This is a genomic window from Wandonia sp. (assembly GCF_984588085.1).
On sequence record NZ_CFIGVI010000008.1, the window covers coordinates 1 to 25,841 of the forward strand.

At 39.7% G+C, this 25,841-nt stretch carries 22 protein-coding genes; 17 read left to right on the plus strand and 5 right to left on the minus strand.

The annotated features are described in order from the left end of the window. The first annotated feature begins 163 nt into the window (after positions 1–163). The 7 genes from AC4PL9_RS04695 (at position 164) to AC4PL9_RS04725 (ending at position 8,207) form a co-directional block, all read left to right on the plus strand. Positions 164–1,669 carry an ArnT family glycosyltransferase gene (locus tag AC4PL9_RS04695; RefSeq protein ID WP_491603618.1) on the plus strand — a complete coding sequence of 502 codons (1,506 nt, stop codon included), beginning with the start codon at positions 164–166 and terminating at the stop codon, positions 1,667–1,669. Between the two features lie 114 nt (positions 1,670–1,783). After that, positions 1,784–3,922: a S46 family peptidase gene (locus AC4PL9_RS04700; RefSeq protein ID WP_491603619.1), complete on the plus strand. Its 2,139-nt coding sequence runs from the start codon at positions 1,784–1,786 to the stop codon at positions 3,920–3,922. A gap of 50 nt (positions 3,923–3,972) precedes the next feature. Further along, complete coding sequence (locus AC4PL9_RS04705; RefSeq protein ID WP_491603620.1) at positions 3,973–4,929, plus strand: glycosyltransferase family 2 protein; 957 nt, start codon at positions 3,973–3,975, stop codon at positions 4,927–4,929. Between the two features lie 50 nt (positions 4,930–4,979). Continuing rightward, the gene (locus AC4PL9_RS04710) at positions 4,980–5,732 is read left to right on the plus strand and encodes an NYN domain-containing protein (RefSeq protein ID WP_491603621.1); all 753 of its coding nucleotides are present in this window, start codon (positions 4,980–4,982) and stop codon (positions 5,730–5,732) included. Next, on the plus strand, positions 5,729–6,397 hold the full coding sequence (locus AC4PL9_RS04715) for an NAD(P)H-binding protein (RefSeq protein WP_491603622.1): 669 nt from the start codon (positions 5,729–5,731) through the stop codon (positions 6,395–6,397). Before AC4PL9_RS04710 ends, AC4PL9_RS04715 begins: the two co-directional genes overlap by 4 nt. Before the next feature lie 77 nt (positions 6,398–6,474). Beyond that, positions 6,475–7,590: a DNA polymerase III subunit gamma/tau gene (locus AC4PL9_RS04720; protein ID WP_491603623.1), complete on the plus strand. Its 1,116-nt coding sequence runs from the start codon at positions 6,475–6,477 to the stop codon at positions 7,588–7,590. Beyond that, entirely contained in the window at positions 7,551–8,207 is a 657-nt protein-coding gene (locus AC4PL9_RS04725; protein WP_491603624.1) for a DUF8439 domain-containing protein, read from the plus strand. Before AC4PL9_RS04720 ends, AC4PL9_RS04725 begins: the two co-directional genes overlap by 40 nt. Here AC4PL9_RS04725 and coaE read toward each other — a convergent pair. The 3 genes from coaE to AC4PL9_RS04740 are packed head-to-tail and all read right to left on the minus strand — an operon-like array spanning position 8,204 to position 9,781. Then, positions 8,204–8,812 carry a dephospho-CoA kinase gene (gene coaE / locus AC4PL9_RS04730; RefSeq protein WP_491603625.1) on the minus strand — a complete coding sequence of 203 codons (609 nt, stop codon included), beginning with the start codon at positions 8,810–8,812 and terminating at the stop codon, positions 8,204–8,206. The two genes, AC4PL9_RS04725 and coaE, sit on opposite strands and share 4 nt — an antisense overlap. A 1-nt stretch (position 8,813) precedes the next feature. After that, positions 8,814–9,209 carry a DUF1987 domain-containing protein gene (locus AC4PL9_RS04735; RefSeq protein WP_491603626.1) on the minus strand — a complete coding sequence of 132 codons (396 nt, stop codon included), beginning with the start codon at positions 9,207–9,209 and terminating at the stop codon, positions 8,814–8,816. Between the two features lie 8 nt (positions 9,210–9,217). Further along, positions 9,218–9,781: a SiaB family protein kinase gene (locus tag AC4PL9_RS04740; protein ID WP_491603627.1), complete on the minus strand. Its 564-nt coding sequence runs from the start codon at positions 9,779–9,781 to the stop codon at positions 9,218–9,220. A gap of 130 nt (positions 9,782–9,911) precedes the next feature. Here AC4PL9_RS04740 and AC4PL9_RS04745 point away from each other — a divergent pair, with 130 nt between their 5' ends. The 7 genes from AC4PL9_RS04745 to fmt all read left to right on the plus strand — a co-directional run bounded on the left by AC4PL9_RS04745 (position 9,912) and on the right by fmt (position 20,297). Continuing rightward, entirely contained in the window at positions 9,912–10,865 is a 954-nt protein-coding gene (locus AC4PL9_RS04745) for an NAD(P)H-dependent flavin oxidoreductase (protein WP_491603628.1), read from the plus strand. 5 nt (positions 10,866–10,870) lie between these two features. After that, positions 10,871–12,112: a M16 family metallopeptidase gene (locus AC4PL9_RS04750; RefSeq protein ID WP_491603629.1), complete on the plus strand. Its 1,242-nt coding sequence runs from the start codon at positions 10,871–10,873 to the stop codon at positions 12,110–12,112. Positions 12,113–12,115: 3 nt separating this feature from the next. Next, the gene (locus AC4PL9_RS04755) at positions 12,116–13,375 is read left to right on the plus strand and encodes a M16 family metallopeptidase (protein ID WP_491603630.1); all 1,260 of its coding nucleotides are present in this window, start codon (positions 12,116–12,118) and stop codon (positions 13,373–13,375) included. Positions 13,376–13,439: 64 nt separating this feature from the next. Further along, entirely contained in the window at positions 13,440–16,784 is a 3,345-nt protein-coding gene (locus tag AC4PL9_RS04760) for a T9SS type B sorting domain-containing protein (RefSeq protein WP_491603631.1), read from the plus strand. A 53-nt stretch (positions 16,785–16,837) separates the two neighbouring features. After that, positions 16,838–18,007 (plus strand): class I SAM-dependent rRNA methyltransferase, encoded by a 1,170-nt coding sequence (locus AC4PL9_RS04765; protein WP_491603632.1) that lies wholly within the window; start codon positions 16,838–16,840, stop codon positions 18,005–18,007. Positions 18,008–18,018: 11 nt separating this feature from the next. After that, entirely contained in the window at positions 18,019–19,353 is a 1,335-nt protein-coding gene (locus AC4PL9_RS04770; protein ID WP_491603633.1) for an MATE family efflux transporter, read from the plus strand. Beyond that, positions 19,350–20,297, plus strand: coding sequence for a methionyl-tRNA formyltransferase (gene fmt, locus AC4PL9_RS04775; protein ID WP_491603634.1), 948 nt, complete (start codon positions 19,350–19,352; stop codon positions 20,295–20,297). The genes AC4PL9_RS04770 and fmt overlap by 4 nt, the downstream gene beginning before the upstream one ends. Before the next feature lie 66 nt (positions 20,298–20,363). On the opposite strand, the gene AC4PL9_RS04780 is transcribed toward fmt, so the two are convergent. After that, positions 20,364–21,089, minus strand: coding sequence for a LytR/AlgR family response regulator transcription factor (locus AC4PL9_RS04780; RefSeq protein ID WP_491603635.1), 726 nt, complete (start codon positions 21,087–21,089; stop codon positions 20,364–20,366). Next, complete coding sequence (locus AC4PL9_RS04785) at positions 21,086–22,111, minus strand: sensor histidine kinase (RefSeq protein ID WP_491603636.1); 1,026 nt, start codon at positions 22,109–22,111, stop codon at positions 21,086–21,088. Before AC4PL9_RS04785 ends, AC4PL9_RS04780 begins: the two co-directional genes overlap by 4 nt. A gap of 191 nt (positions 22,112–22,302) precedes the next feature. On the opposite strand from AC4PL9_RS04785, the gene AC4PL9_RS04790 reads away from it, so the two are divergent. The 3 genes from AC4PL9_RS04790 to AC4PL9_RS04800 all read left to right on the plus strand — a co-directional run bounded on the left by AC4PL9_RS04790 (position 22,303) and on the right by AC4PL9_RS04800 (position 25,734). After that, positions 22,303–22,944, plus strand: coding sequence for an ATP-binding cassette domain-containing protein (locus tag AC4PL9_RS04790; RefSeq protein ID WP_491603637.1), 642 nt, complete (start codon positions 22,303–22,305; stop codon positions 22,942–22,944). A 3-nt stretch (positions 22,945–22,947) separates the two neighbouring features. Then, the gene (locus AC4PL9_RS04795) at positions 22,948–24,141 is read left to right on the plus strand and encodes an FtsX-like permease family protein (protein ID WP_491603638.1); all 1,194 of its coding nucleotides are present in this window, start codon (positions 22,948–22,950) and stop codon (positions 24,139–24,141) included. Between the two features lie 102 nt (positions 24,142–24,243). Next, positions 24,244–25,734, plus strand: coding sequence for a redoxin domain-containing protein (locus AC4PL9_RS04800; RefSeq protein ID WP_491603639.1), 1,491 nt, complete (start codon positions 24,244–24,246; stop codon positions 25,732–25,734). Positions 25,735–25,841 lie beyond the last annotated feature (107 nt).

Below are 25,841 nucleotides of genomic sequence, written 5' to 3' on the forward strand. Positions count from 1 at the left end.
TAAAATGAACAGAAGAAGAAAACATCTGCCACATTAGCGATAATAAATTACCGTAAAATTGGGGAGCAAAAAAAGTCCTACAGGAATATAAATGATATATTTGATACGTATAATACGTTAATTTACAATCCCTGCAACATTGTAAGTACGTGATTAAAGAAACATGAAAAGTAGTTATTTAGTCTTCTTACTTTGTTTGCTTAGTTTACTGCTAAGGTTTTTCATAGCATCCAACGAGAGCTTTCTTCACATATGGGACGAACAGTTTCATGCTCTGGTAGCAAAAAACATGTCTGAGCATCCCTTTACACCGATGTTATTCCCCTCCATTGACAGTATAACAAATACTACCAACTGGAATTACGCCCATATTTGGCTACATAAACAGCCCTTTTTCCTTTGGTTGATGGCACTTTCCATCAAACTATTCGGTTCTACTGCCTTTGCTGTTCGAATTCCCTCTATCCTATTGAGTTCGTTTGCTATATTCGGTGGGTATAGACTTGGTAAAAACTTATCCGGTAATTTTACTGGTCTTGTACTTGCTGTACTTCTGTCTACCTCGTTTATCGCCAATAATCTTTCAACCGGGCAGGAAACAACAGATCATAATGACGCCATATTTGTCAGTTTGGTACTTATTTCTTTTTGGTTGCTTTCCGAATACTGGTTTAACGACAAAAAAAAGATGATGTATTGCATCGGAATAATTGCCGGAATGGCCGTACTGACCAAATGGTTAACCGGACTAATCGTATTCCTCCCCTGGTTTCTTCTTATTGTACAAAAAGGAATTACCGCACAACGCGTTAAGCACATTATTACAGCATTCATCATTACCTTACTTATCGTATTACCCTGGCAATTGTACTGTTATTATCAGTTTCCGGCCGAGTATGTACACGAAATACAATTGAATCAACTTCACTTCTCCTCTGTTGTGGAAGGACATGGTGGTGACTCCTGGTATTATCTCAAAAATTTACGGCACCAATATCTGAAAATTCAATTTCCCGCTGTATTCATAGTATGGCTTGGTTTACTCCTTTTCTTTCTAATTAAAGAAAAAGACAATTCCCGACGAATATTTGTTTCTATACCGATACTGGCTGTATTTCTTTTCTTTTCAATCGCCCAAACGAAAATGCCGCTGTTTACTTTTATGGTCTTCTTTCTACTGTACTACCTACTGGCGTTTTTCATCTCAGAAATCGGAAAATCGATCCAACAACGCTTCTCTCCTGTCATTACCCGAATAATTTTGGGGCTTGTTCTTCTTTTCGTCTCCTTTCACAACCTTAGACTTCAGGAATTCAGAAACATACATTTTCCGAAAACATCCGGAGAACATCAGTACTATTTCAACCAAAATAAGCAACACTATGATCAGATTATGGAAATCGAACAATTAGCATTTTCTGAAAAATCGTCCATTTTCTTCAATACCCCCAAACACCTCCACCCTTCCTATACCTTTTTCACAGGAGTTCCCTCCTTTGATTTTATTCCGAACGAACCGGTAATATACAACCTGATAACAGACGGTTACCAACCGATCATTTTATTTGAACCGGAAGCTTTTAACAAAGAAGAAATGAGTCAACAATACACAATTTTACACAAACTCTCAAACGGTTCTCTGTTGACAACTCCGGTCATTCGTGAATAAATTACCTCGTCTTTTCTCCCGAAATACGGGAAAACCCTTTATTTTTGCCAATTGTGTTTTAACAAATTGAAAAGAATTTGTTAAACTGATTAGTAGTAAATAAATAAAAACCAAATGAAGAATTTAAAAGCTTTCTTTTTATTACTTACCATCACTTTCACGACCTTCCTGAAAGCTGATGAAGGTATGTGGCTTCCTTTCCTGTTAAACAGGAATTATGAGGACATGAAAAAACACGGTCTTAAATTGACTCCGGAGCAAATTTATGACATAAATAACGCTTCGTTGAAAGACGCTATTGTATCCTTTGGAGGATTCTGTACAGCAGAAGTAATCTCTGACAAAGGGCTATTGCTAACCAACCACCACTGTGGATATGATGCTATCGCCGGAGCTTCTTCGGAGGAAAGTAACTACCTGAAAAATGGTTTTTGGGCAAAGTCACTGGATCAGGAGATTCCGATTCCGGGACTTACAGCAACATTTATCATCCGTATGGAGGATGTTACCGAGGCCATCACAAAAGAACTGAACGAAAACATGTCTGTTCAGGAACGGGCTATGAAAATTCGAGAAATCTCTAAGATTCTTACTGACGAAGCAATTGAGGGAACAAATTATGAAGCATTCGTGCGTGATTTTTACGAAGGAAACGAATTCTACCTTTTTGTAAAAGAAACCTACAAAGACGTTCGTTTGGTTGGAGCTCCTCCTTCGGATATCGGAAAATATGGTTATGATACAGACAACTGGGTATGGCCACGTCATACAGGTGATTTCTCTATGTTCCGTGTTTATGCGGACGGAGCAAACAAGCCTGCTGAGTTTTCAGGAGAAAACAATCCTCTGACACCGAAACACTTCCTTCCTGTTTCTCTGAAAGGAGTTAATGAAGGAGATTTCGCTATGGTTATGGGATTCCCTGGATCTACTGACCGTTTCCTATCTTCTTTTGGTGTAAAGCAAGCCATTACGCTGGATCAGCCAAAACGTGTTGAACTTCGCGCCAAGAAGCTTGAGATCATGAAAAAATACATGGATCAAAGCGAGGCTGTTCACCTGAAATATGCTTCAAAATACGCTCAGGTAGCGAACTACTGGAAATATTTCATCGGACAAACTGAGCAGTTGAAAAACAATAATGTTCAGGGGAAGAAAGAAGCATTAGAAGCAAAATTTGCGGCATTTGCAAAAGGAAAAGCTGAGTATGCAACTGTTCTTTCTGACATGGAAGAATCTTACAAAGTTTTAGACAAATACAATGCTTTCTCTGTATTTATCAATGAAGCAATTTTCTCTGTTGATGTCAACCTGTTTGCGTACCGTATGCTTGGACTTGGAAACGCTCTTGAAGAAGGAGATGCTGATATGATTAAAGCCAATGTTGCCAACATGAAAGAGCGCGGTGAAGCTTTCTTTGAAAAATTCAATGCTGATATTGAAGCTGAAATCATTGCTGAAATGTACAGCCGTTATTACAAAGAACTTCCTGAAGACCAGCAAGCAGCATATATTCTATCAGTAGGTAAAAAAGGAAAGGGAGACTTCTCTAAATTTGTCGCTAAGGTCAGAAAAACATCTATGTTCTTCAACAAAGATAAATTTGACACGTTCCTTGAAAACCCTACTAAAAAGGCATTAGATAAAGAACCTCTTTATCAGTTGGTTTCTTCTGTTCTTACATCCATTCGTGAAGTAAACAGTCGTGAAGAGCTAATGGTAGCCCGCGAGAAACAAGACAAAGCCTACCGTCTTTTTGTAAAAGGACTTCGTGAAATGCAACCGGACAAAAAATTCTATCCGAACGCAAACTCCACAATGCGTTTGACCTACGGACAGGTACTTCCTTACGAACCTAAAGATGCTGTTTCGTATGATTATGTAACAACTATTGACGGAATATTTGAAAAAGAAATTCCTGGAAATTATGAATTTACCGTTCCTGAGCGTCTTCGTACTTTATGGAAAAACAAAGATTACGGACAATATGCTGATAAAGACGGAAAATTGATCGTAAACTTCCTGACGAATAATGATATTACAGGTGGTAACTCCGGAAGCCCTGTAATTGATGCAGAAGGGAACCTGATTGGTACCGCTTTTGACGGAAACTGGGAAGCTATGAGTGGAGACATCTACTTTGAGCCAAATATCCAGCGAACTATTGTTTGTGATATTCGTTTTGTATTGTTCATCGTTGATAAATATGCCGGTGCAACCAACTTAATTGAAGAGATGAAAATCATCAAATAAGATAAAAGAGTTTGTAACTTTGAAACCGTCTCGAAAGGGACGGTTTTTTTATGCCTGAAAAAATATCCATAGTGCTCACTGCCCGAAATGAAGAAGATTATATTTCGGCCTGTATCTCTTCGATACAAAAGCAAACGTTTCAAAACTGGGAACTGATTGCCGTAGACGACCATTCCACAGATGAAACACTGAATATTTTACAACAACTGGCCCGACAGGATAGTCGGATAACTGTTCTCTCTAATACTGTTGAAGGTATTATTCCTGCGCTTACACTTGCCTATTCAAGAGCTACCGGGCAACTCATCACGCGAATGGACGCAGATGATCTTATGCCGGAAGACAAACTCGAAACACTCTATCACTTATTGGAGAACCATCCAGCATCTATTGCAACAGGAAAAGTCCGCTATTTTTCGGAAGGTGGTTTATCTGAAGGCTATCAGAAGTATGAAGATTGGTTGAATCATTTGTGTAGTACGCATACACACTGGGACTGGGTTTTTCGCGAATGTGTTATCGCTTCTCCAAACTGGCTCTGCCACAGAGATTGTATAGACCGTATCGGAGGATTTGAAAAATTAACCTATCCGGAAGATTATGATTTGGTATTAAGATGGTTTCGGGCAGGAATCCCCATAATCTCTACAAACAAAACAACCCATCTGTGGCGGGAACACAGTGAAAGAACTTCTCGTAACTCGTTAATCTATGAACAAAAATCTTTTTTTCAGTTAAAACTACAGCATTTTGCAGCACACTTTACCGATAGCTGTATCCTTATTGCAGGGCGTGGCTCTAAAGTGAAACTCGCACAATCGATTCTTACAACTTATACTCTTCAGGTTAAAACCATTGCAACGGAAACAGAATTATTGAATCTGCCTGTCAATCATTCCGGTACTATTCTTTTGCTTGCTTTTCTCCCTGATTCGGCTACTGAATATCTTTTCAAGAAACTCAGTGATAAGAACTATATTTTGGGTCAATCACTCTTTGTTCTGTGATTTGGATTTCCTTAGACACTCTTTGCTCAAAAAAGTGTAAATTAGCAAACATGGAAAAAGATCTCAATTTAGCCGTCCTGATTGACGGTGACAATATACCTTCTAAATATATTGAAAACATGATGCTGGAAATTGCCAAATATGGTAATCCAACCATCAAACGTATATACGGAGACTGGACAAAACCCCAACTGAGTAAGTGGAAAAATGTACTTCTTGAAGCAGCCATTACCCCTATTCAGCAGTATTCATACACTTCCGGAAAGAATGCGACCGACTCTGCTATGATTATTGATGCAATGGATATTCTGTATTCCAACAAGACACAGGGTTTTTGCCTGGTTTCCAGCGATTCGGATTTTACCCGATTGGCTACGCGGCTGCGGGAAGCAGGAATGAAAGTATATGGAATGGGGGAAAAGAAAACACCCAATCCGTTCATTGCTGCCTGTGATAAATTCATTTATCTCGAAATCCTTCAGGAAACAGACACCCCTGAAAATGGAAACAGAAGAACTTCAGAGAAGTCTGTACAGAAATCTGTCGATAAAATTACTCCTAAAGTCATCAAGTTAATCACGGCTACCATTTCTGATGCAGCAGATGAAGAAGGATGGGCTTTTCTGGGAGATGTAGGTACACTTTTACTGAAAAAGCAGCCTAATTTTGACTCCAGAAACTATGGATTCGAAAAATTGACGCCCCTTATTGATTCAATCGGACGTTTTGAAATAGAAACCCGGGATAGTCAGAAAGGACGAAATAAGCTTATCTACGTGCGAAATCTTCCCAAAACAAAATGAGTAAGTTAACAGCATTGGTAATTGGTGCTACAGGAGTAAGCGGACAAGCTTTAGTGAAACAATTACTGGAAGACAATCGCTTTACTGAAGTGATCACTTTTTCAAGAAAAAAACCGGATTTTTCGCATCCGAAGTTAACGGCACACCAGGTCGATTTTACAACTCCCGATACCTGGAAAGGACTGGTTCAGGGCGATGTTCTCTTTTCGGCCATGGGAACAACGAGAAAACAAGCAGGAAGCAACGAAAACCAATACAAAGTTGACTATACCTATCAATATGAAACAGCTCGTACAGCTGCCGAAAACGAAGTAAAAAATTACGTACTTGTCTCTTCTTTCGGTGCATCTTCCTCCTCTTCTATTTTCTACTCGCGAATTAAAGGAGAACTGGAAGATGCTATTCAACAACTTCCTTTTTCGAAGATCAGAATTCTACAACCCGGTCCTATTACAGGAGTCCGAAAAGACAAACGTCTTATGGAAAAAATTTCTGTCAAAATGCTCCGTTTCTTTAACACTATCGGGTTATTTAAGAAATATAAACCGGCTACCGGGGATGATATAGCCAAAGCCATGATTTCCTCTTTCTTTAGTACCGGAAATCGCATTGAACGAATCCAACTGGACAAAATTTTTGATTGTGCACAGGAAGAGAAACCCTGAAAAAAGAGAAAATCCGGTTGTTAAAAACTTTGTTCTATTTCGAAGGAGCAAGCCATAAAAATAATTAACTTTGAAGCATGGATAATTTTGTTGTTTCAGCAAGGAAATACAGACCGCAAACCTTCGATACTGTCGTTGGTCAGCATGCTATTACCTCTACACTGAAAAACGCTATCCGAAACAATCACCTTGCACAGGCTTTCTTATTTTGTGGTTCAAGAGGGGTCGGGAAAACGAGTACTGCCCGTATTCTCGCAAAAACATTGAACTGTTTCAACCGAACAGAAAATATTGAAGCGTGTAACCAGTGTGAGTCGTGTAAATCCTTTAATGAGGGAAGTTCATTAAATGTTTACGAACTGGATGCGGCTTCCAACAACTCGGTAGACGACATCCGCAGCCTTATTGATCAGGTGCGTATTGCTCCCCAGTTAGGTTCGCATAAGGTCTATATCATTGACGAGGTTCACATGCTCTCTACAGCTGCATTCAATGCATTTCTGAAAACGCTTGAAGAGCCTCCGAAGCACGCTATTTTTATTCTGGCAACAACGGAGAAACACAAGATTATTCCCACGATTCTTTCGCGGTGTCAAATTTTTGATTTTAACCGGATCAAAGTTAAAGACATAGCCAATCATTTATCGAAAATAGCTGTCAATGAAAATATAACAGCAGACCCTGACGCGTTGCACCTTATTGCTCAAAAAGCTGACGGAGCATTACGGGATTCTTTGTCTATTTTTGATCAGATTGTTTCTTTTTCCGGTAATAACCTTACCTATCAGGCTGTTTTAGACAACCTGAATATTCTGGACTACGATTATTACTTCAAAGCAACTGGATTTGCTAATGAAGCTAATATACCGGGGGCACTTCTTCTCTTCAATGAAATCATGGATAAAGGGTTTGACGGACATCAGTTTATCGTAGGATTGGCTGAGCACTACAGAAACCTGTTGGTTTGTAAAGATCCCCAGACAAAAGAATTACTGGAAGTTGGAGAAACGATTCAGCAAAAATACATTGAGCAGTCGAAAGAAACAGACACACATTCGATACTCCGTTCGTTACACGTTTTGAACAAAGCGGATGTTGATTACAAATCCTCAAAGAATCAACGGTTACTGGTAGAATTGGCACTTATGCAACTTTGCTCCCTGAAGGAGGAACTGGAAAAAAAAAAGGCCTGACTGACCGGGTAGACATTATTCCCTTTACGGGTCAGAAAATCAGAGAAAAAGTACGAAAAACTCCTGTTAAGCCGGTTGAAAATACGGTGAGTATTGAAACGATGTTCAAAAAGAAGGAGAAAAAAATACTTGCTGCACCAACAGGAAAGCTAAATACCACCAATTTTTCACTCAAACAGTCTTTTAACCAACAGGAAAACAGCCAACAAAACGAAGAAACCCAGGATTTTTCCAATCGCCCCAGTGAACCTTTCGGGATAGATGAATTGAAAATGGCCTGGAAACGTTTCGCCTATAAAATTCAAAATGAAGGACGTCCAAGCCTTCATTCTACACTTATAAAGCGTGATCCCAGGATTATCGGTGATAATCATATTTTATTTGAACTGGACAATACCATACAACTCAGCACTCTGGAAAATGAAAAAGGTGAGTTGATTCAGTTTGTTCGGAAGGAATTAAATAACTGGTCGATAAAACTGGACTTCAAAGTCGTTGAAGAACAAAAAACAGCCAATAGTCTGTATAGTGGGATTGATAAATTTAAAGCATTGGCTGAAAAGAATCCTAACCTGAACATGTTACAGCGTATGTTCAATCTGGACGTTGACTTTTAAGTTCGTTTACCTATTTCTGTGAGTTTTATAAGCATATTTTCTATCTGCGGTAATAACATAGTTGTACCGTCATTGTGAATCACAAAATCGGCCAATTTGGCTTTTTCCTCATCCTTCCATTGATTATTCATACGGGAACGAACCTGTCCTTCAGGAATTGTGTCACGCTCAACAACACGATTAAGGCGAACAGATTCCGGAGCTGTTATCAAGACGGTTGCATCAAACGTCTTATAAGCTCCTGTTTCAAAAAGAATAGCTGCTTCATTAAAAACAATTCCTTTCAACCCGGCGTTCTGTTCCACAAAATTAGCAAAAGCTTCTCGTACACGAGGATGTACAATTGCATTAATACGGGAGAGTAAATCTTTATTCTCAAATGCTTTTTCCGCCAAAAAAGGACGATTTAATTCACCATCTGCGTACGCCTGCTCTCCAATAAGTGTCGTTATTTCCTGAATAATACCGGGATGTACATTCATTAATTCTTTCGCCTCCTTATCCGAATAAAAAACAGGATACCCCATTTTTTCGAGTACCCTGCATACAAATGTTTTTCCGGCGCCTATTCCTCCGGTTATTCCAACTTTTAGAGGAGAACTCATATTAAATCTCCTCTACTTCAATCATTTGGAACGGCAGAGATATAATAGCCTGGTAGTCTTCTCCCGCCTCTTCCATATCCTCATCATCTTCCTCAAAGTACCAGTTTACTTTTACATCTGTACCTTTTCCGTTCAATGCTTCCAGTTTTTTAAAGAAATCGAGAATACATTTTGAGGAGGAAGTATTAAAATATTCAAGCCGGACATCGACTGTTGTAATCGGTTGCGGAGCCACACTATAGGTGTCTACCCACTCATTTAACGGTTTAAAGAAATCTATTGAATTTTCAGGAATTGATCTGCCTTGCAGAACCAGCACCCCGTTACCTTTATCGAAATTTACAGTCGGTGTCTTTGCTGTTCCATCAATTACCAGGTTTTCCATGTTATTCATCATTTATTTCGTTAAGCAATTTTTACATTTAAACAAAAGAAACTATCATCCGAATCAATCGGTAAAAACTCGTAATCCAGTTTGTTTCCAGATTTCCGGGCAATATCAATCATTCCCAATCCTGCCGTTCCTTTTTCTGAAACCTCTCCCCCGGTAAGTACTTCCTTATAATATTCTTTCAGTTGATCCCGGGACATTGAATTAATCAGTTCCAATTTAGTCCGTAATCCTGACACCTGATGAACCGGAATATAATTCCCCGTTTTTATCTCATAACTGTCCACATTGCGCGCTATCATAAAAAGTGCGGCATCCGACTCATGAAAATCACCAGTTTTCAAATCATCAGGATCAATATGATGGTACAGGTTCTGCAAACATTCTACCAACACATTAAACACTTTTTTACGAACCTTGGGAGATTGTTCAATATGCTCCATTTTCGATTCCATAATCTGTAAAACAGAAGTCAGTAATTCCGAAGTCACTATTCCCTTGAACGACAACATAATGTTTTCCCGTTCCATGGTTTTGTATAATTCATAAATGTTTTTCAGCGACTTCAAACTGAGCATATTTCTATCTCCTACAAATATAACCATTTGTGTGGCAAAATTCCTAAAACACAGGAAATTTAGCATTTAGCTCTTCTTTCCGCTAATCCGGTTTAATTGTTATTTTTGCGCAAACAGAAAATTCTTCAGAATGGCAAACCGAATAACAGAACTTTTTTCGATCGATTATCCCATTATTCAGGCAGGGATGATCTGGTGTTCAGGGTGGGAACTTGCTTCAGCAGTTTCTAATGCAGGTGGTCTGGGAATCATCGGATCCGGTTCGATGTACCCCGAAATACTGGAAGATCATGTAAAAAAGTGTAAAGCAGCTACAAACAAACCTTTTGCCGTTAACCTTCCCATGTTATACCCGGATATTGATAAACATATTGAAACAATTATCAAGTATAAAGTTCCTGTCGTTTTCACTTCTGCAGGAAACCCGAAAACATGGACCGGAAAACTGAAAGAACATGGAATTAAAGTAGTTCATGTTGTATCATCCGTAAAATTTGCCCTGAAAGCACAAGAAGCAGGCGTAGATGCTGTGGTGGCAGAGGGATTTGAAGCAGGTGGACATAACGGGCGTGACGAAACGACAACACTTTGCCTTATCCCCATGGTCAAAAAAGCGCTGGATATTCCTTTAATTGCTGCCGGAGGGATCGGAACCGGACGAGGAATGCTTGCCGCTATGGCTCTTGGTGCAGATGCGGTTCAGATCGGAAGCCGTTTTGTAGCTTCGGAAGAATCCAGCGCTCATCAGGCATTCAAAGAAAGTGTTGTTCAGGCAAAAGAAGGAGATACGATGTTGACGTTAAAAGAAATTACTCCGGTACGCCTGATAAAAAACCCTTTCTTCTCAAAAGTAGAAGAGGCTTATAAAAACTGTGCTTCTCCAGACGAAATGAAAACTCTTTTAGGACGCGGAAGAGCTAAAAAAGGAATGTTTGAAGGGGATCTGGAAGAAGGAGAACTGGAAATCGGACAAATTTCCGGTTTAATCGATACTATTTTACCTGCTGAAAAGATCATGCGCGAACTTCTCAGCGAATACAAACAAGCACGTACAGAATTACTTTCTGATAAATTCGACTGGTAACATTTATGATTCAATTCGAAAAATTCAAACTGGACAACGGTCTGACGGTTCTTTTCCACAGGGATGCAACTTCCCCTATGGCTGTTGTTAATACACTATATGATGTAGGAGCACGGGATGAGAGTCCTGAGCAAACCGGATTTGCACATCTTTTTGAACATCTCATGTTCGGAGGATCAGTGAATATTCCGGATTTTGATGCTCCCTTACAACGCGCCGGCGGACAAAGCAATGCTTTTACCTCGAACGACATCACCAATTATTATGATGTTCTACCCAAAGAAAATCTTGAAACGGCTCTTTGGTTGGAATCTGACAGAATGGTGAGTCTTGCTTTTACGGACAAAAGTCTGGAAGTACAACGCAACGTGGTTATTGAGGAGTTCAAACAACGTTACCTGAATCAACCTTATGGAGATGTCTGGTTACAACTTCGTCCGCTTGCCTATAAAGTTCACCCATACAGGTGGGCTACTATTGGTAAAGAGATCAGTCATATTGAAAACGCCACAATGGAAGATGTACGGTCTTTCTTTTCGCGATTCTACTCCCCTTCCAATGCTATTCTGACGATTGCCGGGAACTTTGAATCGGCCTATGTACAGGATAAGGTGAATAAATGGTACGGAGATATCAGTTCTGTTACCAAACCTTTCAGGAACTTGCCGGTGGAACCTGTTCAAACGGAATATCGCGAATTATCCATAGAACGAACTGTTCCGGCCCATGCGTTTTACTATGCTTTTAAAATGGGAGCAAGAAATGAAAGTGCTTATTATGCAACTGATCTTCTTTCTGACATACTGGGAAGAGGTAAGTCTTCGGTTCTGTACAAATCACTTGTGTCGGAAAAACAACTAACGACAGAAATCTCGTGCTATATTACGGGTTCAATTGATAACGGTTTACTGATCATTTCCGGTAAATTAAAAGATACAAGCACTTTTGAGGAAGTGGATACAGTTTTGTGGGAAACCCTTGAACAACTTAAAATAAAGGGTGTATCTGAAAACACACTGGCTAAAGTCAGAAATAAATGGGAAACCGGAAAAACATTCTCTGATATGGGACTTTTACCGCGTGCTATGAATCTTTCTTTTATGGAATTACTCGGAGATGCAAATGCGGTAAATACAGAGCATCAGGAATACGAGAAAGTAACCACCACGCAGATTCAGTCTTTACTACCTGCTCTGTTTACCAAAACAAACTGTTCCTGTTTAAAAGTTATTGCCAAGAAATCCTGAAATATGACTGATAGAACAAAAGCCCCTGAAATATACTCTACTGAACACATTCAGTTAGCTACTCCGTCAACCAGAACTAGTGATTCGGGAATACCTTTTTATTTCATCGAGAATATTCCCGAAGATGCCGTAAAAATCACACTTGAATTTGCTGCCGGAAAGATGTACCAGAACAGATCTCTACAAGCTGGATTTACAGCCGATTTGTTACTGTCCGGAACTGCAACAAAAACACAACAGGAAATACAGGAGTCTATTGACTTTTTTGGCGGTTATGTACAAAGTGAAATGGCAATGGAACGCAGTTCACTAACTATCTATGGGTTAAAAAAGAACATTGCTTCTATATTCGACATTGTTATAGATGCGTTTTTCAACGCTACATTCCCTGAAGATGAATTTGAAAGGCACCGGGCGATAGAAAAACAGAAGTTTATCGTCAATATGGAGAAAAATGCGGTGAAAGCCCGAAAGCTTTTCATAAATCGCCTTTTTCAGGGAACTCCGTTTGACAGCAATGCAGACATACCGGATTTTGATGAGATCAGTCGTCAGGATTGTATTGATTTTTACGAAAGCTACTTCAAACAATGCCTGATGGATGTCAATGTTGTTGGAAATCTTGACGACACATTCAAAGAAAAGCTGATAAACGACCTGTCACCTTTGAAAATCAATATTCCGACACCCCCCGCATTTGAACTCGACCCTGAAACAGGATTTTTCGAAGAGAAAAAAGAAAAAGCACTCCAAACTGCCATTCGTATCGGAAAACCGCTTTTCACTCCCGAACATCCCGACTATATTGCCTTTGACGTAGTAAACACGTTGTTAGGAGGCTATTTCGGCAGTAGATTAATGTCAAATATCCGCGAGGACAAGGGCTATACGTATGGAATCGGTTCCGGAGTTGTTTCGATGAAATCCCTGGGATATTTTTACATTGCTACGGAAGTCGGTGTTGAAGTAAAAGAAGATGCTCTTTTCCAGATCAGGCATGAAATTGAACGCTTGCAAACAGAGCTGGTTACCGAAGAAGAGTTGGAACTGGTCAGAAACTATATGATCGGGCAAATGCTAAAAAGTACAGACGGACCGTTTGCTATGATGAATCAGTTTCTTTTTCTGAACTGGTATGAATTGGATACGACCTATTTTGATACGTATATGAAAACAATACAAACCATTTCTCCTGAACAAATCCGGGAATTGGCTCAGAAGTATCTGAAATGGGAAACATTTTCAATCATAACTGTCGGGTAAGCAACTTACACTGAAAATACACGTTATCCATACGAAAACTATCAATTTCACGTTTTTACATCAGATGACAAAACTATACAGCTACATAGTATTGATTTTGATAACCGGGCTTATTCCTTTTCTTTCCCGGTCAACTCACATTATGGGAGGAGAAATCACATGGACCTGTCAGGGAAATGGCTCCTATATTTTTGAACTTGTCGTTTACAGGGATTGTAATGGCTTTGACGTATCAACAGGTGTAGAAACGATTGATGTCTGGAATCATCCTTCTGTTAATAGTATTGGTGTGAGTTTTGTCCAGCGGGAGGATCTTTCTCCCTCTTGTACACAAGTTGGAGGTGGTCCTCTACCCTTTTCATGTGGTTCGGGACCTAATGCCGGAAATGGAAGCGGTGCGCTTGAGAAAATAACCTACAGAAGTTCCAATATTATGCTCCCCGGCAATCCGGGAGCGTCGGGTTGGATTTTTACGTATGAGAGTTTTTCACGAAGCCAGAATCTCACAAATATTCAGAATCCTACAAATGTTGGGATTACAGTTGTTGCCAAAATGTTTTCTACCGGAGCGAACGGAACCTGTAATGATTCATCTCCCCGGTTCTTTGAAAACCCGTTTGTAGTTGCCTGCGCAGGTACTCCTTTTGTTTACAATCAAAACTCGTATGACCCGGATCTGGATTCGATGGTCTTTTCATGGGGCGTTCCTTTGGATTTAATCACCACAGCTTATACTCCTCCTTCTGATCCTGCTCCGGTTGCTTTTGAACCCGGATTTGCATATAATAATCCAACTCCGGATGCTACCATCAACCCGGGAAACATTCCTGCAGCGCTTGATGCCCAGACCGGAGAATTGAGTTTTACTTCATTTACAATTGGAAATTACGCTTTAAAAGTACTTGTACAATCCTACAGAAACGGAACTCTTATTTCCGAAATACAGCGTGAAATTCAGGTTATTGTAGAAAGTTGTGCCACACCAAATGCTCCCCCTCAGGTAACAGCTCCGTTTGCTGGAAATTCTTACGAAATTGATGTTTTTGCAGGAGATCCTGTTAACTTTTCCATCTATGCGGAAGATTTCGATCTGCTTCAGGACGGGAACCCTCAATCGGTTGAAATAACTGCCTCAGGTGCTCAATTCGGTGCAGGTTATACCAACGCTGCTGCAGGCTGTCCTAATCCTCCCTGCGCTACGCTTAACACTCCCATTCCGGTAAGTGGTACCCCCTCCGCACAAGTTGATTTTTCGTGGCAGACAGACTGTAATCACCTGATCGGAGCAACAGGAAATGCACAAAACAGCGTCCCTTATTCATTTGTTTTTAAAGTTAAAGATGACCTTTGTCAAATTCCGGCTGTTCGTTATGCTACTGTGACTGTAAACGTAAAAAACAGTAGTGTACTCCCTGCTTCCGAAATTGAATGTATTCAGGTACAACCCAATGGGGATATGCGTATTACATGGGAAGAAGCAACAAATCAGGGGGGAGCATTTGACAGCTACGAAATTTATAGTATTCAGGATGGTTTACTGGCAACACAAAATACAATCACTTCCAATACATTTGTTCATGTAGGAGCCGGGGGAAATACAGCCTCAAAAGACTATTATGTTATCACAAAAAGTGGATGTAACGGAGCTACAGCAGTTTCTTCCGATACGATTTCTTCTCTTTTTATGGTATTAAACAACCCCGGAAACGGAACGGCTGTTATCCAATGGAACACACCTTCTACACCACAGTCTCCCAACTGGAATGACTATTATTACATTGAGCGGGAATATCCCACCGGAACCTGGACAGTTGTAGACTCTGTCCGGTTTGGCTTAACCAGTCATACAGATACAATAGATATATGCTCGGCATTCCTGAATTACAGGGTTAGTTTACCAACTGAGACCTGTTCTTTTGTTTCCAATACAGACGGAGACAATTTTGAAGATCAGATCGGGCCAAACATCCCTGAAATTTATTCGGTTTCTATTGATACACTTTCCGGACAAATTCAGATTACCTGGAACGAAAACGAAGCTCCTGATACCTATGGATACATTGTGTATGCGCAGGATGAAAATGGTTTTTACACCGAGTTGGACACATTGTGGGGAATCGGATCGACGACGTATTCTACCGGAGACTTTCCTACGGGAGACGGTCCCCTTTCTTTCTCTGTAGCTGCTTTTGACAGTTGTTATACTCCACAAATCCCCCCTACTTTTCAGACTTCGGCAAAAGCAAATGTACACCGCACCAATTTTCTCAGTGGTGAGTTAGATATCTGTGACCAACAGGTCGACCTTAGCTGGACTGAATATGCAAGTTGGGACGAAGGGGTTGAAACCTATCGGATATTTGGCTATTCTTCAGGAAATCTGTGGACACAATTGGAAACAACATCAGAAAGTACCATTTCCATAGATGTAGAGACAGACACACGTTATTGTTTTGTTATCGAAGCCTTATCGAACGAAGGAAAAACAGCTTTTTCAAATAGTATCTGCCTTGATATCGTAAGCCCGGATGATCCCGATGTTCACTATCTATCAACCGCTACGGTTGAGGAAAATGGAGTATTGATTAAACACAGAACCAGTCTTCCTATTAATGATGGAGCTCTTATTCTACAACGTTGGGATGAAAAGGATGAAGTATTTGAGGACATTGAAACACGAACTGTAACTGCAACTGAAGAACTGTTCATTGACGAAGAAGTTAATCCTTCCAAACAGAGTTATACCTACCGGGTTGTGGCAATTGACAGTTGTGGTCGTCCCAGCCTTGCTTCCAACATCGGTAAAACGATTTTCCTGGAAACATTTGCGGATGACAACAATATGAAAGTTTACCTGCAATGGAGTTTATATAAAGACTGGAAAGGACCCATTCTCGGTTACCAGATACATCGTGGGGTAATGGGACTAACCAATGTTATAGACCCGATTCCGATAGCTACCCTACCTCCCAACTCCCGCAGTTATGAGGACAATGTGGAAGATTATCTTTCTACTTCGAATGGTCGTTTTTGTTATTTCGTAGTAGCGGTAGAAGGAACCAATGCACTAAACATAAGCGAAACAAGTACTTCTAATTCTTCCTGTGAAGTGCTAGAACCATTGATTTACATTCCCAATGCCTTTACTGTTGGGGGTAAAAATCCGATCTTCCGTCCGGTGGTCAATTTATTTGATTTCACCAATTATGAGTTCACTGTTTTTGACCGTTGGGGACAAACCATTTTTCGTACCAATGACCCTGCACAAGGGTGGGAAGGCTTTACGCGTGATCGAAGCATAGCCAAGGAAGGTGTTTATATGTATGTTCTTCGTCTTAAAGACGGAAACGGGAACGAAATCACACGCAGAGGACACGTTACGCTGCTCGACTACAGAGCTGTTGAATAGTCCGTTGTTTTTTCGGTCTACAAATCATTCCTTATTCGTAATTTTGCACTCGTATGAGTCTAATTATTCGAAAACAAAAGGAAGCCAGTATCCTTCGTCGCCATCCCTGGATTTTCTCAGGAGCAGTAAAAACGATCACATCGGCTTATGAAGATGGTGATATCGTGGAAGTTTTGAACGAGAAAGGTCGTTTTCTGGCAAAAGGGCATTATCAAAATGGTACAATTACAGTTCGTGTACTTAGTTTCCTTGAGGAGGAGAACATTGATTCTGATTTCTGGAAAAGACGTGTTGAACTTGCCGTAAGATTGAGAGAAAAAGCCGGACTATTTGACAACGAAAACTCTATTTGTCGTTTGGTACACGGAGAAGGAGATAATCTTCCCGGCTTGATCATTGACTGGTTTAATGGTGTTGCTGTTATTCAATGTCACAGTATCGGTATGTACAAAGTACAAGACCAAATTTCTGATGCTCTTCAGGCTGTTTTCGGAGACCGGTTACAAGCGGTATATACCAAAAGTGCTGATACTCTGCCTGCCAGAGTGAATGCAACGAATGAATACTTGTTCGGAACAGCTCAAACACCTCATACAGCTTATGAGTATGGACATGCTTTTCATATAGATTGGATCAACGGTCAGAAAACCGGATTTTTTGTAGATCAGCGCGAAAACAGAGCCTTATTAGCCAAATATGCCCGTGGTAAAAAAGTATTGAATACTTTTTGTTACTCAGGTGGTTTCTCTATTACCGCATTGGCTGCCGGAGCAGAATTGGTTCATTCACTTGACAGCTCGAAGAAAGCCATTGCTCTTACTGAAGACAACGTCAGTCTTAATAAGCTGGAAGAGCGACACAAGTCCATTGTAGCTGATGCTATGAATTACATGAAAGAACTGGAAGAAGATTATGATATCATGGTGCTGGACCCTCCTGCATTTGCTAAACATCGCGATGCAAGACACAAAGCAATTCAGGGATATAAACGATTGAATGCACACGCCATGCGCCAAATCAAATCAGGAGGTATTTTGTTTACCTTCTCCTGTTCACAGGTTGTCGATAAACAATTATTTACCAACACAATTATTGCCGCAGCGATTGAGTCCGGAAGAAATGTCAGAATACTGGAACAATTGCACCAACCGGCAGACCATCCTATCAGCGCATTTCACCCGGAAGGAGAATACCTGAAAGGTCTTGTAGTTGAAGTTTTATAAGAAACAGCTGTATGCTTAAAACAGGGTATCTATCGATATTAAAGGTTGCCTTTCCACTTATGGTAGGTAATTTTGTCCAGTCTATTGTATTAATAACGGACATGGCTTTTCTGGCTCGTCTGGATTCGGTATCTTTTGATGCCGCCGGAAATGCAGGACTTTTGTATGTAACATTTTATATGATTGCAGCAGGTTTCGGAGACTCTATGCAAATTACGAAAGCACGTTTCGTTGGAAGAAATGAACTTTCAGTACTTCCCCGTTTTTTTCAAACAGGGGTACTGTCTCTGTTATTACTGGCACTCATCTTTTACCTCATTCTAAGTCAGGTAATGCCCGGACTATTACTGGATTATTCCTACAGTTCTGCTATTGCAGAAGCTCAGGGAGAATTTCTTGGAATCCGGAGCTTTGCCTTATTCTTCAGCCTCAGTTCCCTTGCTTTGATGTCTTTCCTTATGGCTACGGGAAAAACACAAATTGTATTTGTCAGTTCCATTCTGATGAGTGCTGTCAACATTATACTTGATTACGGGCTTATCTTTGGGGAATTAGGACTTCCTCAAATGGGACTGGAAGGAGCTGCACTGGCTTCTGTACTCGCAGAAGTTACTGTTTTTCTTTTCCTGTTGTTTTATTTTCTACTCAGAAAATGGATTCGGGAATATAATTTATTTAAAAACTTTCATTTTGACCTGCACGCCCTTAAGACACTCTTCTCGATTGGGTGGCCACTTATGTTACAGGGCTGTATTACATTAGGTACCTGGACTGTTTTCTTTTCCTGGATCGAACAAATGGGAGGTCATAACCTTGAAATCAGTCAGAATATACGATCTATCTATTTCCTCGCTTTTGTCCCTATTTTTGGTTTTGCCGCCACAACCAAGACGTATATTAGTCAGTTTATAGGAGCCGACAGGACAGGTGAAATTCCACTCGTACAAAGAAGGATACAGTTGCTGGTTACAGTTACGCTACTTATTTTCTTCCACGGAGCGATCCTATATCCTGATTTTCTGATTTCCATGATCAATCCCAACGAAGTTGTTTTGGAAGATAGTGTGTACATCATACAACAGGTTGCACCTGCAATTTTCGTTTTTGGATTGACTTCTGTCTACTTTAATACGGTAGCAGGTTCCGGAAATACAATGGCTTCACTCGCTATCGAAGCCATTTCAACAGGAGTTTACCTCTCCTCCGCTTACCTGTTTATATACATTTTGCAATGGGATATCGTCGGCATCTGGTATGTTGAATATATCTACTTTGCCACCCTGGGTATTGTATCTTTGGTGTATCTTCGCTTTTTTAACTGGACAAAAACCGGACGCATAGCATGAAAGAAAAACGCATAATTTTTATGGGAACTCCAGAATTTGCAGCCACAATTCTGGAACATTTAGTCAAAAATCATATCTCTATTGCCGCAGTGGTTACTATACCCGACAAACCGGCAGGAAGAGGTCAGAAACTAGCTGAATCTGCCGTAAAAAAATGTGCATTGCAATACAACCTCCCCGTATTACAACCTGTAAAACTGAAAGATCCTGAATTTCTGGAGCAGTTAGCTCAATACAACGCGGATCTATTCGTCGTTATCGCATTCAGAATGCTTCCCGAAGCCGTATATGGTATGCCTCCTTTGGGAACGATAAATCTTCACGGATCTCTTCTTCCACAGTACAGAGGAGCAGCACCTATTAATCGTGCCGTGATGAACGGTGAACAGGAAACAGGAGTTACAACTTTCTTTATTGAAAAGGAAATTGATACGGGAGAGATCATTCAACGCAAAAGTATGCCTATCGGTCCAAATGAAACTGCCGGAGAAGTACATGATCGCATGATGCATTTAGGTGCTGAAGTAACGCTTGAAACCGTACAGTCAATTTTCGAAAATACTGCCAAAGGCACACCGCAATCTGCCTATGTGGAGGATGAACTAAAAGATGCTCCTAAAATTTTCAAACAAGATTGTAAAATCAACTGGAATCAGACAGCTGAAGCAGTACACAATTTCATTCGTGGGTTATCTCCCTACCCTACTGCCTGGACTTCCTGGCCGGAAAACGGAAATAAAACACTGAAAATCTTCAAAACGGTTCTTGCCGAAACAGGTACATCAGAAACACCGGGAAAAGTTCAGGTTATAGAAGGACGGCTTTTTATTGCCTGTGCTACAGGAGCCCTTGAAATTCTTGAACTCCAGATGGAAGGTAAAAAGAGAGTTCCCGCCAAAGATTTTATAAACGGATTACAAACTTCCGAATTGTTCTGGGAGTAATTTACAGTTGAAAAACATATTACTTTTGGCCATCAGGATTATTTACAAAGTCTGGATATTGTATATCTACAAACTCATTAAGTCCTTGAATTTAATCGCTTGTCTACGGGATATTTCGACTTTTTCCCCTTCCCGTAATTCCACCTGAAGTCCTCCGTTAAACCAACTTTCAATACGGGAAACCCACTTAAGGTTAATAATATACTTGCGATTTGCCCTGAAGAAGTGCTTACTGTCCAGTCGGTCTTCCAGATTATTTAACGAACGTAGAATCAACGGGCGGAAATTGTCAAAATGTACCTTTACATAATTCCCCTCGGACTCAAACATACGCACTTTATCCAATTCCACAAACCAGCACTTTTCACCATCTTTTATAAAAATACGATCCGAAATACTCAGTTTACCGGGTTTTTCGTCTGAATTTTCTTCTTTTTCAGGCGAAATACGTGGTCGTAATTTATCCAGTGTTTCAGAAAGACGCTTCGGATCAACCGGTTTTAGTAAATAATCCAATGCGTTTACTTCAAATGCCTTGATAGCATATTCATCATAGGCGGTCACAAAAACGACATCCGGACAGGCCGGTAACTGTTCCAATAATTCAAAGCCATTCTTTTCAGGCATCTGTATATCCAGAAAGACAACATCTGCATCCTTTTCTTTCAATAAATCTGTTGCTTCATCCACATTTTTAGCCTCTCCAATTATCTGTACATCGTCATACTCTCCCAGTAACTGCGTTAATTCCGCACGAGCTAAACGTTCATCATCTACAATAACTACTTTCATGTTTCCTTTTTTAAGCGGATCTCCGCTACCACCATATTTTCTGCTTCCCGTAGTGTAAAGTCAGCCTTATCACCATAGGTTAACGCTAATCTTCGTTTTGTATTTTGTATCCCTACTCCAACATCCACTTTATTTTGGATTGTACCGGAATTCCTTACAGTTAAAACCAACTCCCGTCCTGTATTTTCAGCACTAATTTCAATAATCCCACCTGCTTTCAGATTCGAAATCCCATGTTTAATTGCATTTTCTACAAGTGTCTGTAAGATCAAAGGGGGAATGGTTTCTCCTAATAACTGCGTATTTATCATCCACTCTACCTGTAATCGCTCTTCAAAACGAACTTTTTCCAAGTCGAGATAATCCCGGACAAAATTACACTCCTCTTCGAGTGTTATCAGCTCCTTTCTTCCAAACAACAACGAAGTACGAAGGATATTAGACAGTTTGGTTACCGAATCTTTTGCCAATTTCGGCTCCAGATCTATCAATGCCCGAATACTATTAAGCGCATTGAATAAAAAATGAGGGTTTAACTGTGTCCGAAGATTTTGTAGTTCTATTTCCTTTTGAGAATCGGCCAATTGTAAATTCTTAATTTCTTCCAGCCTTGATTTACGTACATAATGATAGGAAAAATAAAAAAGAATCCAGATCAGAAAAAGAAACATAATCAGTAAAATCTCTACAATAATCTCCAGGATAGAATCGGGAGCTTTGGGTCGGCTGATAACCAGTGAAAGTAATGCATACGTCCCCTGAAACAGAACACTACTAACTAAAGCAACCAATAGCAATCTAGGAATCAAAGGATTAAGTTTAAACCTAAAAAAATCAAACCTTCTGAAAACCCAGCGCATTCCATGGGAAAACAAAATCCCCAGCGCCGAAAATAGAAATAGAAGAATAATTCCGTTTCTTGTCAGTTTATTATCAATGTACAGCACAAGAAAAATGATCATAGAGTAAGAAAACCAACCTATGAACTGAGCTAACCAGTAGATTCCCGTTTGTGATTTCATGGTAAACAAATATAATTTTTGTTTTTATAATCAGGAAAGAATACGACGTTTACGCAATTAGAAATCATGATAAATAGCGTTTCGAAAAGAAACACTCCTCAAAATGTAAATGTGGGAATGGCTTTGATTCCATTTACTCCATCTCACTATATTTGGTACAATAGTTGGTATATTCGTCTAAAACCAGTGCCATGAACATAGAATTCAAAACAATTCTTCCACACCCGTTGCGGGATATACAACACCGTCCGGAATCAATCTGGGGGTCGTCTTTTACTATGGTTCCCGGAGAAAAAATACTATTAAATGCATCCAGTGGTAAAGGAAAATCTACTTTCACCAATATTATATTGGGATTACGAGATGATTATGACGGTACCATTCTTTTTGATGGAAAAGACATCCGTACGCTTTCACTTGATAAATGGGTTCAAATACGCCAGTCAGGTATTGCTGTCATTTTTCAGGATTTACAATTATTCCCCGACTATTCGGTAAAAGAAAATTTATTACTCAAAAGTAAACTAGGCTCTCCTTTCGGAGTAGATGAGATAAAGGGATTCCTTATTGAATTAGGGATTGGCGAAAAATGGGATCAGAAATGTGGAACCCTCTCGTTGGGACAACAACAGCGTGTTGCAATTGTCCGTGCACTTCTCCAACCTTTCGAATGGCTGATCATGGACGAACCCTTCTCCCATCTTGACGAAGAAAACACACAAATAGCTTTGCAGCTTATCAACCGAATAACAGACATCAACAAGGGTGGATATGTACTCACCTCTTTGGGTGAAAAATTCGGTTTTCAATTTGATCGCGAACTAAAACTATAAGGTATGCTCAGAGACGTATTATTCAGACATAGCAACAACAGACAGTTTATAATTGCAGCGGCAGGAGCTTTACTTGGTTTTCTGTTCCTGCTGAGCAGTGCACATTATTATATTTCATCCCGTCAACTTGGAGGGGGAAAAGAAGCATTGGGCGCCAATGTTCTTATTCTCCAGAAAAAGGTATCCAAATTCGATGCCTTGAGTTTAGGATCTAATACATTCAGTGATCAGGAAATTCTTACCATACGGGATAAAAGTTTCATAAAAAAAGCTGAACCGGTAATCAATAACAGTTTCGGAATCTCCTTAGGAATGAAAGAAGAAGGGCTGCCCTATTTCAGAACTGACATTTTTGTGCAGGCTGTTCACCCTGAGCTGATGGATATACAAACCGATAACTGGAACTGGCAGCCGGGAGATGATTTTATTCCTCTTGTCATGCCCAGGGATTTTATGGTAATGCTGAATCAATTCGCAGCTTCTTACGGAATACCACAAGTTTCGGAAGATCTTGCCATGACTTTTAATTTTAGAATTGATATCTCCGGAAACGGAATAAAAGAGAACTATAAAGCCCGTGTTACAGGATTTTCCAATCAAATCAGTGCTGTGCTCGTACCCTTGGAGTTTATCAATTATGCCAATGAAAAATGTGGAGATGCAGAAAAACAAACGATCTCACAAATTATGGTAGAAATGGAAGATGGAGCCTATGGTAAACTGGAAGCTGTCATTGAATCCATGAACCTGGATATTAAGAAAAATGACCTGATTCTGACCAAAGTTAAAAGCATACTGAGTGCGGTACTCGTTGTATTGTTTATCATTAGTGCTGTCACCATTATTCTCAGTGCACTATTAGTTATTCAGTATTCACAGATTATTATTTCAAAAGCTGATTACGAAATCACAACACTTCTTCGTCTTGGGTATCACCCCAACGAGCTGAGCAATACCTTTTTGAAATATTATATAAGATTGTTCGGATGGTTATTTTTCATTTCTATCACCAGCTTTTTAGGGATTAAATACATCATTGACGGGTATCTTTCCGAAGCAGGTCTTCCCGTTGAACAATTTATTGCCTGGCAGGCTATTTTGCTATTATTCGTAATCGTCAGTAGTATTGTTCTGTTAAATTATATAACCGTGAAGCGTCAATTCATCCGAAAAATCAGTCTGACTAGACACGGTTAAAAAAATGTTAATTTGCATATTAAATTAGCATAATTTCAGCTATTAAGTAAATTGGTATTCTTTAATTACAGAAAAACAGATAGATATAAAATGAAAATCAACATGAAAAGATTACTTCTGCTTACCCTGTTAGTCGTAACATTCGGTGCTTCTGCCCAGACGATCAAGTTTCGTGTTTCCGGGCATCAGGACACAACGGTAAATCTGATTCGCTATGTCGGCAATAAATTATACATGGCAGATACAGCTGAAATGAAAAACGGAGTGGTTGTATTTGACGGGAGTAAACATGCCCCGGGAATTATGGCCGTCTACTTCCCCGATCAAAAATATGCTGAATTTATTTATAACAAAGAAGAGATTGATATCAGTTTTACGTATCCGAACTTCATTCCTTCCATGAAAGTTCAGAAATCAAAGGAAAATAAGCTTTTCATTGATTATATCCGGTACATGGGAGAAATGCGTCAAAAATCAGAAGCAGCTTCCAAAAAAGAAAATGGAAAAGAGGAAGTGAAAAAGATGGGAGAAGAAGTAAAGGTATATCAGGATAAACTTGTGCAGGAAAATCCGGAAACCTTTGTTTCTAAAATCATCAATATGTCGCGAGATGTTGATATACCTGAACCTCCTAAAAACGAAGACGGAAGTCTGAAAGATTCAAGTTTCTCCTATCATTATTTCAGAGCTCACTACTTTGATAATATTGATCTCAAAGATGACCGACTTGTGAATACTCCTGTATTTCACAATAAACTGGAATATTATTTCAGTGACAAAATGTTAATCCAAATCCCGGATACAATTGTAAAGTATGCTTTCGATCTTGTTGATCGTCTGCAGCCGGGAAGTGAGATGTTTAAATACGTTGTGCACTTCATCACGTATAAATATGAAACTTCAAAAATAATGGGACACGATAAAGTATTTGTCGAAATGGCATTGAAATACTATTGTCCCGGATATAAAGAAGGAAATTCAATGGCTACCTGGATGAAACAGGATAAATTGGAAACGATGTGCGAGCGCGCTGAAATTCTGCAACATCTTGTTATTGGTGTTCGCCCCCCGAATATCTCTCTGCGTGATACAACAGATGTTAACTGGCTCAATTTCTATGATCTTGATGCAGACTATACTATTCTCTATTTCTGGGATCCGGAATGTGGGCATTGTAAAAAAGACACGCCTAAACTGGCAAAGTTATATAATGAGAAGTTCAAGGAAAGAAATGTAGAAATTTTTGCCGTTGGTAAAGCAACAGGAGAAGATTTTGAAAAATGGAAAAAGTTCATTCACGACAATAACCTTTCATTTATAAATGTCGGTCTTACGCAGTCACTTTACGATGCAGCTTCCAAAGACTGGCGTCAGTTTATTCCCAAATACACGAATGTTCAGTCGTTGAATTATTCGGAACACTACGACATTTATGCTACTCCAAAAGTATTCCTGCTGGACAAAGACAAAAAAATAGTAGCAAAAAGTCTTTCAATAGGTCAATTGGAGGAATTACTGGATCGTTTGCAGGATGTACCGGATGCTCCGAAACTTTTCCCTGTTGAAAAAGAAAAGGAAGAAGAAAAAGAATAAAATATATCGTATTTTTGTTTCAGAAAAAAGCAGTCTCAACGGACTGCTTTTTTCATGATAAAGTGTAGAGTTGTCTTCAGAAGGCAAAAAGTTTTTAGTATTTTCGG